Source organism: Pseudomonas sp. GM24 (genome assembly GCF_000282235.1).
In the GTDB taxonomy this organism is placed as follows: domain Bacteria; phylum Pseudomonadota; class Gammaproteobacteria; order Pseudomonadales; family Pseudomonadaceae; genus Aquipseudomonas.
Window position 1 is genome coordinate 1 of sequence record NZ_AKJR01000026.1, and the last position, 11,737, is coordinate 11,737.

14 protein-coding genes are annotated in these 11,737 nt (G+C 60.8%); 5 read left to right on the plus strand and 9 right to left on the minus strand.

All coding sequences use genetic code 11. The features are described 5' to 3' along the window. Positions 1-34 precede the first annotated feature (34 nt). The 4 genes from hcnC to PMI23_RS04675 form a co-directional block, all read right to left on the minus strand. Positions 35-1,294 carry a cyanide-forming glycine dehydrogenase subunit HcnC gene (gene hcnC / locus PMI23_RS04660; RefSeq protein WP_007915015.1) on the minus strand — a complete coding sequence of 420 codons (1,260 nt, stop codon included), beginning with the start codon at positions 1,292-1,294 and terminating at the stop codon, positions 35-37. After that, positions 1,287-2,696 (minus strand): cyanide-forming glycine dehydrogenase subunit HcnB, encoded by a 1,410-nt coding sequence (hcnB, locus tag PMI23_RS04665; RefSeq protein ID WP_007915004.1) that lies wholly within the window; start codon positions 2,694-2,696, stop codon positions 1,287-1,289. Before hcnB ends, hcnC begins: the two co-directional genes overlap by 8 nt. Then, positions 2,693-3,007 (minus strand): cyanide-forming glycine dehydrogenase subunit HcnA, encoded by a 315-nt coding sequence (hcnA, locus tag PMI23_RS04670; RefSeq protein WP_042704901.1) that lies wholly within the window; start codon positions 3,005-3,007, stop codon positions 2,693-2,695. Before hcnA ends, hcnB begins: the two co-directional genes overlap by 4 nt. 242 nt (positions 3,008-3,249) lie before the next feature. Beyond that, the gene (locus tag PMI23_RS04675; protein WP_007915001.1) at positions 3,250-3,789 is read right to left on the minus strand and encodes a hypothetical protein; all 540 of its coding nucleotides are present in this window, start codon (positions 3,787-3,789) and stop codon (positions 3,250-3,252) included. On the opposite strand from PMI23_RS04675, the gene PMI23_RS29730 reads away from it, so the two are divergent. Then, positions 3,782-3,991: a hypothetical protein gene (locus tag PMI23_RS29730; RefSeq protein ID WP_141231768.1), complete on the plus strand. Its 210-nt coding sequence runs from the start codon at positions 3,782-3,784 to the stop codon at positions 3,989-3,991. The genes PMI23_RS04675 and PMI23_RS29730 overlap by 8 nt on opposite strands. A gap of 24 nt (positions 3,992-4,015) precedes the next feature. Here the strand turns inward: PMI23_RS29730 and PMI23_RS04680 are convergent, their stop codons facing one another. Together PMI23_RS04680 and PMI23_RS04685 are read right to left on the minus strand one after the other, a co-directional pair. After that, entirely contained in the window at positions 4,016-4,945 is a 930-nt protein-coding gene (locus tag PMI23_RS04680) for a membrane protein (protein ID WP_007914999.1), read from the minus strand. 192 nt (positions 4,946-5,137) lie between these two features. After that, positions 5,138-5,446, minus strand: a complete 309-nt coding sequence (locus PMI23_RS04685; protein ID WP_042704902.1) for a hypothetical protein — start codon at positions 5,444-5,446, stop codon at positions 5,138-5,140. A gap of 193 nt (positions 5,447-5,639) precedes the next feature. On the opposite strand from PMI23_RS04685, the gene PMI23_RS04690 reads away from it, so the two are divergent. After that, on the plus strand, positions 5,640-6,323 hold the full coding sequence (locus tag PMI23_RS04690; protein ID WP_007914996.1) for a response regulator transcription factor: 684 nt from the start codon (positions 5,640-5,642) through the stop codon (positions 6,321-6,323). Then, complete coding sequence (locus PMI23_RS04695; protein ID WP_007914995.1) at positions 6,301-7,695, plus strand: sensor histidine kinase; 1,395 nt, start codon at positions 6,301-6,303, stop codon at positions 7,693-7,695. The genes PMI23_RS04690 and PMI23_RS04695 overlap by 23 nt, the downstream gene beginning before the upstream one ends. Before the next feature lie 47 nt (positions 7,696-7,742). On the opposite strand, the gene PMI23_RS04700 is transcribed toward PMI23_RS04695, so the two are convergent. From PMI23_RS04700 to PMI23_RS04710, 3 genes are read right to left on the minus strand one after another with little or no spacing between them, the layout of a single operon-like run. After that, entirely contained in the window at positions 7,743-8,153 is a 411-nt protein-coding gene (locus PMI23_RS04700) for an SRPBCC family protein (protein WP_007914994.1), read from the minus strand. Between the two features lie 21 nt (positions 8,154-8,174). After that, on the minus strand, positions 8,175-8,972 hold the full coding sequence (locus tag PMI23_RS04705) for an SDR family NAD(P)-dependent oxidoreductase (protein WP_007914992.1): 798 nt from the start codon (positions 8,970-8,972) through the stop codon (positions 8,175-8,177). Beyond that, the gene (locus PMI23_RS04710; RefSeq protein WP_007914989.1) at positions 8,969-9,991 is read right to left on the minus strand and encodes an aldo/keto reductase; all 1,023 of its coding nucleotides are present in this window, start codon (positions 9,989-9,991) and stop codon (positions 8,969-8,971) included. The genes PMI23_RS04705 and PMI23_RS04710 overlap by 4 nt, the downstream gene beginning before the upstream one ends. Before the next feature lie 113 nt (positions 9,992-10,104). Here PMI23_RS04710 and PMI23_RS04715 point away from each other — a divergent pair, with 113 nt between their 5' ends. Both PMI23_RS04715 and PMI23_RS04720 read left to right on the plus strand, forming a co-directional pair. After that, positions 10,105-11,001: a LysR substrate-binding domain-containing protein gene (locus PMI23_RS04715; protein WP_007914988.1), complete on the plus strand. Its 897-nt coding sequence runs from the start codon at positions 10,105-10,107 to the stop codon at positions 10,999-11,001. Between the two features lie 68 nt (positions 11,002-11,069). Further along, on the plus strand, positions 11,070-11,729 hold the full coding sequence (locus PMI23_RS04720) for a methyltransferase family protein (protein WP_007914987.1): 660 nt from the start codon (positions 11,070-11,072) through the stop codon (positions 11,727-11,729). Positions 11,730-11,737 lie beyond the last annotated feature (8 nt).

An 11,737-nucleotide genomic window follows, 5' to 3' on the forward strand; every position in this document is an offset into this window, starting at 1 on the left:
CACGCGGAGCGTGGGAATGATCATCTTGCCAAGGTCAGACCAGTTCCAGTTCCAGCTCCTGTTTGACCGGTACCACCTCAAACCGGTCCGCCAGAAACGGCGTGATATCCAGCGGCAGCGGTTCATCGTTGACCAGCTTATCCAGCAACACGCCAGTAATCGCCGAGGTCAGAATCCCGGTGCGGAAGTGCCCGCAGGCATTCAGATACCCCTCCACCCCGCGCATCGGCCCGAGAATCGGCAACTCATCCGGCGAACCCGGGCGCAACCCCGCCCACGTACGCTTGAGGTTGACGTCTTTCAGCTCCGGCAGACACCGCACTGCGCCCTGCACCAGCCCGGCGATTTCCGGGTAGGTGGTGGTGACGTCGAAGCCTTTGTCTTCAGTGGTGCTGCCGATCAGGATCTCGCCGTTGTCCTTTTGCGCCACGTAGCAGTCGCTGGTGGTCAGGCAGCCGTTGAGGATTTTCGGCATGCGCTCGGTGAGCAGAATCTGGCCTTTCACCGGTTTCACCGGGATGCGAATCCCCGTCGCCCATTCGCTCAGATCCGCCGCCCAGGCACCGCCGGCGTTGATCAGCGTCTTGCAGTGGAATACGCCCTCCTCAGCCGTCTGCACACCGGTGACGCGGCTACCGTGGTGCAACACGCCGGTGACGTTGGTGTTGACGAAAATGTCGACGCCGTTCTGCCGCGCGCCTTCCATGTAGGCATCGGCGAGGCGGAACGGGCTGACCTGGTGATCGCAGAGAAATTCCAGTGCCCCGCGTGCTTCATGGCTGACGCTCGGTTCAGCCTCGCGCAGCGCCGCCTGATCAAGCCAGCGCACCTGGTCGGCCAGGTGCGGAATGCAGCCGACGATGTGCTCGGCGTAGAGCCGGTCTTCGTCGTCGTAGATGACGAATTTCAGCCCGGTCTTTTCGAACTTGAAATCCATCCCGTGATTGTCTTTCAGCTCACGGTGCAGCGCCGGGTACAACGCGTTGGACTGCAAGGCAAAATCGAAAAACGACTCCGGCAGAATGTGCGGCGTGCTCGCGTCCACGGCGACCGCCGCGCCCTGGGTTTCGCGTTTGCGGTTGGCCGACATCATGCGGAAGAAAATCACCCCGCAACCGAGGCCGACCGACTCACCGATCGCCCACAAACCGCCGGCCGAGGCCCGGGTCGCGTTGCCCGGGCGCTTGGCGTCGATCAGTGCGACCTTGAGGTTTTTGCGCTTGGACAGTTGATAGGCGCAGGACGCCCCGATCACGCCACCACCGGCGATGACCACGTCGTAGAACTTACTCATGGGCAGCGGCCTCCGTGCCGATGGACTGGAACGCGGAAAAGGGAATCGGATCGATCGGGAAACGCGGGCGCAGCCAACCAACGTCCTTGCGTCCGGTGGCCTGGCGCAGGCGGTCGCTGCAGTAGCCGACGCACATCCGGCCCTGACAATCGCCCATGCTCACGCGGGTGCGCATTTTCAGGCTGGCGATGTCTTGCACGCCCTGCTCCAGCGCCAGGTCGATGTCGGCGCGGGTGGCGTGTTCGCAACGGCAAATCACCGTATCGGCAGCAGGCAATGCAGTCTGGCCAACGCCGCGTTCGGTGTAGCGATCCACAGCGGCGCGGAAGCGCACGATGGCTTTGAGTTTGCTCAAGTAGCGGTCGCGACGCACACGCGCCAATTCCTCTTCGAGCACTCCGCGCTGCAGCAGAATCGAGGTCGCCGCGATCTTGCCGGCGAGCATTGCCGCTTCACCACCGCGAATCCCGCCCATGTCGCCGGCCAGATGCACGTGAGGTTCGTTGCTTTGCTGCCAGACGTTGGCGTTGGCGCGCAGATAACCGTCGTCGCTGAAGCCATGATCCAGGCCCATCTGCTGACTCAGTTGGGTGCGCGGAATAAAGCCGTAACCGACCGCGAGGGTCTTGGCTTCGAAGCGCTCGACGCGGCTCATGTCCGGTTCCCACGTCGCCGAGTACGGCGCGACGCTGACGCTTTTCAGCTCGCCTTCGCCGTGGGCTTCGACCACGCCCCAGCCGTAGTTCATCGGGATACCGTGCAGTTTCAGGTAGGCGAGCATGCTCAAACCGTCGAGAAACAGCTGCGGCTTGTTCAGCAGCGCCAGACTTTCACGGGCAATCTTGCCGAACGCACAGGCTTCATACACGCCCGCGACGCTGACGCCCGAAGCGTGCAACTGCGTCGCCACCAGCGGCAGCAACGGCCCAGTGCCGGCGATGATCACCGGTCCTTGCGGCTTGACCACGCCGCTTTTGATTTGCAGTTGCAGGCCGCCAAGCATGATCACCCCCGGCAAGGTCCAGCCGGGAAACGGCACGCTGCGTTCGTGGCAACCGGCGGCCAGGAGCAATTGTGGATACTCGATTTCGTGCAATTGCTCGTCGCCATCCAGCACCACTAGCGCGCGAGTGCCTTCGGCGCCGACCACGCGATGGTTGAGGCGAACGTCGATCAGCCCGGCCTGCTCCTGAAAATCACCGTGCAGTTTGCCCAATGCTTCGGAATAACGCGGGCCGAGATAATCCAGTTGCACGCCATCACGCAGCGGCCCGCGATAAACCACGCCGCCAAGCCGCGATGCTTCTTCAAGCAAGGTGCAGCGCACACCGTGGCGCGCCAGTTCGATGGCCGCTGCCATCCCCGCCGGGCCACCGCCGACGATTACCGGTTGCAGGTTCATACGACCTCCTGCGCAGTGATGCGGTTGACCTGGGTTTCAATCTGCATGCCGTCGCGCACGACGGTCTGACAGGCACGGCGTTTGTGCCGGCCATTGATTTTCACCAGGCAGCACTGGCACACGCCCATGCCGCAGTAGGCGCCGGTGATCTGGTCGTGATCATTACGGGCAATCTGGCGAACGCCGAGGGACTGGATAACGCTGAGGACGGTTTCACCAATGGCGGCGGTGACCGCTTGGCCGTTGATGTGGACGGTCATATCCGCCTGCGCCAACGGCTGGATATCGAAAGTTCTTTCTTGGCAGTGCATTGCGATGTTCATCCGTGAAAGTTCGGTTGAGGTGGTGTCAGCTCCTTGCTGCACTACACCGGGTCGACGCGTTTATTGTTGCTGTGATTGGGGCGTCGACACGGGTACTCCGTCAGCGCAACAAGGTGCGCGTGAAGCACTGTAGTTCATACCTCAGCAAAGGCCTGGATCATTTACGTTAGGCGATCTCGCCCGGCGAAATATTGATCCAGGCCAGTGAAAGCGGCTGGATTGTCCAACGATCAATTGGAGAAGACGTACTGCCCTTTGATCTTCCTTGTACCGACCAAAGCGAGGTCCGGAAACAGCAGCGATTTGACCCAGGCGGCGTAGAACACCATGGCCAGAATGAACGCCACGCCGAGCAGAGTCGACACGGGTTCTTCACTGAAGCCGTAGAATTCACGAGGAATCTGGCTGATCGTGAAGGTGACATAGATTGTGTAAATCACCGCGATGCCCTTGTAAAAGCCCCACGCAAACAAGAGCGGAATCACGCCAATAATCAAGACCATGGTCAATGCCATAGCGATGCCACCGTCATTGATTTGAAGCAGCCCGGCTATCGCCCCGAGAAGTCCCCAGATACCCATCAGTGCGACCAGAATGTTGACTTTAACGGCGTGTCGTTTTCTCAGGGCGGGATCCGGATGCGCCCCGATCCAGCCCGCCAGCACTCGATCCTTGACCTTGCCACCCGAAAACGCCTTGAAGGTTTCGGCCCTGGAATGCCCGCTATCGAGCATTTCGACGACTTTTCGTTTGATTGCTTGCTTGTTCAACGTATTCATCCTTAAACGTGCGCGCAACGGCCGCCCCGTTGCCGACGCGGATTTTCCCCTTGTTGCCCGTCAGAAAGCAAAAAGCCGCTTCCACCCGAAGGTGGAAACGGCCGAGGCATGGGCCTCAATGGAGCAATCAGTGCACGAACAGGGCGATCAGGATGATGATCGGGATCGGTACGCCGAGGAAAAACAGCAGTAATGAGCGCATGGTCATGCTCCTTGTTTAACGGACTGGAGTGGTCGTGGTGTAGGTGTCGACTTCTACGTACTCAACGGCATCCCGACGACGACCGCCGTAAGTAGCCGCGAGGCTGGCGAAGAACGCACCGGCCAACAGCGAGATGAACATCCACAGCGAGGTCCAGGCAGCGACTTTCGCAGCGGTGTCGGCGGCTTGTTGAGCTTTCAGTTTGGCGTCGGCCAGGGCTTTCTGAGTGCGGGCGTAGATTTCATCGACGCGGCGCTCGGCATCGGCCTGAGTCAGGTTGGTCCGCTGGGCGACCAGTTGCGCCAGGTAGGTACGGTCTTCGGCACTCAGCTGACCGTTGGCCAGGCTTTGTGCAAAGATCCGCGCCACGGCGCCATGCGCTGCGTCATCGCTGACCGAGGCTGGACGGTCATCGCGGAACAGGCTGTCGATGTAGTAACCGTACTGGTTGCTGTCGGTGTTGGCCGCCGCAGAACCGGCCGCTTGGGTCATGGCGCTGGCAGCACCGCCAGCGACACTGGCACCGGCCTGCACACCACCACTGATCACGCTGCTGACCGAGCCGACCACCAGCACCGCGGTGACCAACGTCGCCACACACCAGGCAAGGAAGCCGTGCGCGGTGTCACGGAAATACACTTCGTCACCGTGCATGTTCGCCCACTTCACCCGCAGGCGACCGGCGATGTAGCCACCCATGCCGGAAGCGATGATTTGCGTCGCCGCCAGCCAGACGATTGTCGAAATGCCCAGGCCCTTGGCGCTGACGCCCTCTCCGGCCCACGGTGAAACGGCAGAGAAACCCAAACCAAACCCGAGCAGGACTAAAATCATCGACAGTGCAGCGGCAGCCGCAGCACCGGCGAAAATCGCGCCCCAGGACACGCCCGAAACGCTGCTCGACTCTTCAACGGCGGGATAAAACCCATCAGGGGATCTATTCATTGTTGTTCTGCTCCAGGCATGAAAAATGGTGTTACAACTCGTCAGCAGATGAATTGCAGTGACCGTGCCAGTCGCGAGAAATAAATAAATCTTTTATTTTCAATCAGTTAGAAAGAATGAACTTCCTCGAACCATGCAAATTGCAACAAGGGCCGAATAACAGCGGGTTTTATGCATTGGCACAAATGCCAGTTATTTACGTTTGTAGCTTTTGTTGCCGCTAGGCGTCAGGCAATACACCCCGCCACGTGGGCCAGTGCAGAACGAACCCGTGCCGCAGGCGCAACCATCATCACTTTGCAGGAGGTTTTGTGGACGGGCCTGCTGGGGCTCGCCAAACATCGCCGCGCAGCTTTTCTTCGAGCCGCTGATGGAACCGTCATTGCACAGGAACAGGTCGCCATCGCAGCGAGCGATCCCGCCTTTTTTGCCGGAACACGGCGTATTGGCCGCCCATGCCGAAGCGCTGAACAGCACCAGCAACAGACCGGTAATTGGCATCCAGCCACGGCGAATGGAAATACGCACGGGACAACTCCTGTAGAGAATTATGGCCAGATGATATCAACGTTCCGGCAAATTAATCCCCAAAGCGCGCAAATGACAGCTACAACATGAAAGTTAATTTAAAGCGTCGCCGGAATTTCTTGGCAAAATGCTGCCATTCCGTTTGAACCGATCAGCAGGCCTGCCTATGACTCGTATCTTGACCATCGAAGACGACGCCGTGACCGCCCGGGAAATCGTCGCCGAACTGAGCAGCCACGGGCTGGAAGTCGACTGGGTCGACAATGGCCGCGAAGGCCTCGACCGCGCCGTGAGCGGCAACTACGACCTGATCACCCTCGACCGCATGTTGCCCGAACTCGATGGCCTGGCCATCGTCACTACCCTGCGCACCATGGGCGTGGCCACGCCGATTCTGATGATCAGCGCGCTCTCCGATGTCGACGAGCGCGTACGCGGCTTGCGCGCCGGCGGCGATGACTACCTGACCAAACCGTTCGCCACCGATGAAATGGCCGCACGGGTTGAAGTGTTGCTGCGTCGGCAGAACAGCGGCGCCACTCAGGCCACGACGCTGCAGGTCGCCGACCTCGAACTCGACTTGATCAGCCACGAAGCGCGACGTGCCGAACAGGTGCTGACGCTGCTGCCGACCGAATACAAATTGCTCGAATTCCTCATGCGCAACAGTGGCCAGATCCTCTCGCGCATGATGATTTTCGAAGAGGTCTGGGGTTATCACTTCGACCCTGGTACCAACCTGATCGACGTGCACATCGGCCGTCTGCGCAAGAAGATCGACGCCGCCGGCCATGTGCCGCTGATCCGCACCGTACGGGGCTCGGGTTATGTCATTGCCGAACCCGTCTGACGGCTGGCGTTCCTCCAGCAGCCGCTTGCTGGCGCTGTACAGTTCGCTGTTCGTGGCCTGGAGCGCGATCCTTATGGGGGTCATGTATTACGAGGTCTCCGGCTACCTCGACAACCTCGCCAAGCATTCGCTGATGCAACGCCAGCACCTGTTTTCGCACTTTCGCGGCGAACAGCTGGAAGACGCCCTCGCCGCCAGCATGACCTTCGACATTCGTGGCATCGACGCTTATGGCCTGTTCGATGCCAACGGCGTTTACCTCGGCGGTGCGCTCCAGCAGATCCCCGAAGGCCTGCCGCTGGACGGCAAGATCCACATGCTTGCCGAATGCGCCGACTCCGACGACCCGACCCTGCCCAATGACAGCTGCGACGCGGTGGCCACGCAAACCCGCGACGGCCGCTGGCTGGTGCTGCTGCGCGACAACGGCTCGCTGTTCGCCGTCACGCGGATCATTTTGCATGCGTTGTTCTGGGGCGTATCGCTGACGATTCTGCCTGGAATCGCCGGTTGGCATTTGCTGCGGCGTCGGCCACTGCGGCGGATCAGAGCCATTCAGGACAGCGCCCAGGCGATCGTGGCCGGCGACCTGACCCATCGCCTGCCACTGTCCAATCGCCGCGATGAACTGGACATGCTCGCGGCCATCGTCAACGCCATGCTGGAGCGCATCGAGCGTTTGATGAATGAAGTCAAAGGCGTCTGCGACAACATCGCCCATGATTTGCGCACCCCGCTGACGCGCCTGCGCGCGCAGTTGTATCGCATGCAGCAGCAGGCCGGCGAAGGCTCGCAGGAAGCAGCGCAACTGGATCTGGTGCTGGCCGAAGCCGACACGCTGATGGCGCGGTTTCGCGGCTTGCTGCGGATTTCCGAACTGGAAGATCGCCAGCGCCGCTCAGGTTTTGTCGAACTCGACCCGGTGCAGTTGCTGGAAGAACTGCATGAGTTTTATCTGCCGCTGGCTGAGGAAGGCGAACTGCGTTTCGAGCTGAACATGCCGGAGACGTTGCCGCCGCTCAATGGCGATCGGGCGTTGCTGTTCGAGGCGCTGGCGAATCTGCTGAGCAACTCGATCAAGTTCACCCCGCCGGGCGGTACGGTGATGCTGCGCGGGGTGAACGCAGGTGGGCAGACGCGCATTGAAGTGCATGACTCAGGACCGGGAATTCCCGAGGCTGAGCGTGAAGCGGTGTTCCAGCGTTTCTATCGCGCCGAGGGTGGGCAACCGCAGGGTGGCTTTGGCTTGGGGCTGTCGATTGTGGCGGCGATTGTCAGCTTGCATGGCTTCAGTCTTGAAGTCGGCAGCAGCGATCTGGGCGGGGCGAAACTGCTGCTCGATTGCCGGCAGAGCCTGATCGAAAATTCCTGATCCCTGACATGATCGTTCCCACGCTCTGCGTGGGAACGATCATCAACTCAGGTTGGGTAATTGGCTCGGAGTGCCTCGAGGCCACCCTGATAGATACCGCTGAACAGCGCCACCACCTCCTCATCGCTCACGCCTTTGGCATTGAAGCGCCCCGACCACGTCACCCGTGCGCCCTGCCCCTGTGCTTCAACCTTGATCGTCGCCAGATAGTCAGTCGCCGGGAACGGTGCCTGTTCAATCGAATAGCTGTAAGTCTTCGCCGCGTTATCGAACACTTGCAGACGCTCGACCACCACAGCGCCGTCAGCGGTCTGCAAGGTGCGCACGCGGCCGCCGTCGCTCAGTTCACTGTTGGGTATAAAGGGCAGCCAATCGGGCAGCGTGTTAAAGCCGCCGATCAATTGCCAGACCTGATCGGCCGAAGCCGGAATATCGATGGTTGCAGATGCTGTTGGCATAAATAAACGTCTCTCCAGAATTCAGATAGTCAGGCTGTCGACCACGCCGCCATCGACGCGCAAAGCGGCGCCAGTGGTGGCCGATGACAGCGGCGAAGCAATGTAGGTGACCAGGTGCGCGACCTCTTCGACATCCGCTACGCGCTGGATGATCGAGGTCGGGCGGGCCTTGCGTACAAAGGCGTCGGCTTCATCGCGCAGGTTACGCCCGGATTCGGCAGCGGCATCCTTGAGCATGTCTTCGAGGCCATCGGTGAAGGTCGGCCCCGGCAGGATCGCATTGACCGTCACCCCGGTGCCAGCCAGACGTTTGGCCAGACCGTGCGACACCGCCAGATTGGCGCTTTTGGTCACGCCGTAATTGATCATGTCGGCCGGTGTGGCGACGCCGGATTCCGAGGACAGGAAAATCACCCGGCCCCAGCCCTGCTCGACCATCGCCGGCACGTAATGCCGAGACAGGCGCACGCCGGAAATCACGTTGACCTCATAGAAGCGCGTCCACTCGCTGTCCGGCGCTTCGAAGAAATCCACGGCGTCGAAGATGCCGAGATTGTTCACCAGAATGTCGGCACGCGGTTCGGCGGCGAACAGTTTCTGCGCGCCTTCGGCGGTGCCCAGATCGGCCGTCAAACCACGCAGTTGCGCGCCCGGCACCTTCTCGCGAATGCTCGCCAGCGCTTGCTCGACCTTGCCGGTATCGCGACCGATCACCACTACCGTGGCGCCGGATTCGGCCAGCGACTGGCTGATGCCCAGACCAATGCCGGCGGTGCTGCCGCTGACGATGGCCAGTTTTCCACTCAGATCAATCTTCATGCTTTCACCTCATCGATTGGCAATGGTGCACGTTCGGAAACCAGTTTGGCGTCGCGCATGGCCTGCCAGAAACCGGCAGGAATAACGGCTGCCAATGCGCCGACATCTTCAGCGATACGACCGGGTTTGCTAGCGCCGGGAATCACTGCAGCGACCGCCGGATTGGCCAGCGAAAACTGCAGCGCAGCGGCTTTGATATCGACGTTGTAAGCGGCGGCGATGCGCTTGATCTGCTCGACCTTGGCGATGACCTCAGGGCTGGCCTGCTGGTATTCGAAGTGCGAGCCACCGGCCAGAATGCCCGAGCTGTAAGGGCCACCGACAACGATTTCAACGTTCTGCGCCAGCGCCGAATCCATCAAGCGTTGCAACGGGCGCTCGTGATCCAGCAGCGTGTAGCGGCCGGCCAACAGGAAGCCATCCGGCTGCGCTTCGCTGAGGTCGAGGGTCAGTTCGCACGGCTCGACTTTGTTCACGCCCAGGCCCCAGCCTTTGATCACGCCTTCTTCGCGCAAGCGGGTAAGGACTTTGAACGCGCCGGTGCGGGCCTGATTGAAGTATTCCAGCCATTGATCACCGTAGAAGTCCTGCGCGATGTCGTGCACCCAGACAATGTCGAGGCGATCGGTTTGCAGGCGCTTGAGGCTGTCTTCGATCGAACGCATAGTCGCGTCGGCGCTGTAGTCATTGACGATCTTGTTCGGACGACCGTGTTCGAATACCCCGCTCTTCTCGCCGAGATCGCGGGCGGCGGCGTCTTCGACTTCATCGAGGATGACCCGACCGACCTTGCTGCTCAGCACGTAGTCGTCACGTTTGTATTGCTTCAGCGCTTCGCCGAGGCGGATCTCCGACAGACCGGAGCCGTAGAACGGCGCGGTGTCGAAGTAACGCACGCCGGCATCCCACGCGGCATGCACAGTGGCTTGCGCTTCTTCTTCGGGGATGGCGCGGAACATGTTGCCCAGTGGCGCGGTGCCGAAGCCCAGTTGGCCGGGCAGTTTGTCTTTCAAGCTCATGGGTTTTTCCTCAATAGGTTCTGGGTCTGTGTGACCGTTGAGCAGATCCTAGATTGCGACACCGAGACCGTCCAAGACATAATGCGCGGCACTTGAGTCCCTAAAGGTCTGACATGATCGACATCCGCCAATTGCGCTACTTCGTTGTCGTCGCCGAGGAAGAACACGTCGGTCGCGCCGCCGAACGGCTGCATATTTCCCAGTCGCCACTGAGCCGGCAGATCGCCCAGCTCGAAGAACGCCTGGGTCTGACGCTGTTCGAGCGCAGCCAGCAACGTATTCGCCTGACTCGCGACGGCCAGACTTTTCTTGCCGAAACCCGCGCCCTGCTCACCCACGCCAATCGCCTCGAGTCCCTCGGCAAACGCCTCGGTCGCGGTGAAGAAGGTGGTTTGTGCATCGGCTATATCGAAAACGCCATGCACGCCGGCGTCCTGCCCAATGCCTTGCGCGTGTTGCGTGCGGATCGTCCCAACGTCCATGTCGCGCTGTACAACCTCAGCTCCGCCGAGCAATTGGAAGGCTTGCGACAGCGTAGTCTCGATATCGCCTTGGTGAGTGAGCCGCCGACCGATGACGACCCTGATCTGTTGGGCTTTCAGGTGCTGGATGATCCGATGCTGCTGGCGTTGCCGGAACACCATCCATTGGCGCAACAAGCGGCGTTGAGTCCCGATGATCTGGCTGATCAGGAATGGATCGGCGTGCAGCCGCGTCAGGATGCCAATGATGAGTTCGTCAGCGCCTGCATCCGCGCCGGCTTCACCCCGGATGTGCGCATGCAGGCGACCGAACCGTTTACCGCGCTGGGGTTGGTGGCGTCGGGGTTGGGGATTGCGATGATTCAGAAGGGTTTGAGCCATAACGCGCCGCCGGGCGTGGTGTTGCGCGAGCTGCCGTGGCTGACCTTGACCACGCCATTGTGGGCGGCGTGGCACCGGATCAATTTGCGGCCGCTGGTCGAGACTTTCAGGAAAGTCCTGACTGACGACAAGATATCCGCTGACTGACAGGCTCGCTCCCACAGGTTTTGCGGTGGATCTACACTCAACGGATACGCCCCAGCCGTGAGTTGACCATGAAAATGTCCGCACAAATGACCGTCGTCGCGGTACTCGCCACCCTCGCTTATCTGGGTCTGGCCGTGTGGGGCATTGGCGGTGTGGCGATGTTCTTTTCCCATGGCTCGCTGGTGATCGTCGCACTGGCGACGGTGGCCATGGTGATCGCCTCACTGTTCAGCGAGGTCAACCTCAGCTCCGGTGAGCGTGAAGATCGCGCCAATCGCTGGGTGATTCCGGCGTTTGGGGTGATCGGACTGGTCAGTGGTTTCTTGCCGGCCTACTGCGACCGGGTGAACTTCTGGACGGTGGGCGGCGAAGGCGTGCGCTGGCTCGGCACTTTGCTGTTCATCATCGGCGGCGCGCTGCGATTGTGGCCGGTGTTTGTGCTGGGGCGGCGCTTCAGTGGATTGGTGGCGATTCAGCCGGGGCATCGGTTGGTCACCGATGGCATTTATCAACACCTGCGTAATCCGAGTTATCTGGGGCTGGTGGTCAATGCCGTGGGCTGGGCGCTGGCATTTCGCTCGGTGGTCGGCTTGATGCTGGCGGCGCTGACGTTGATTCCGCTGATTGCCCGGATTCATTCGGAGGAGGCGCTGCTGCGTGCGCAGTTTGGGGCGGAGTACGACGCTTACTGTGCGCGGAGTTGGCGTTTGGTGCCGGGGGTTTACTGACCACAGGG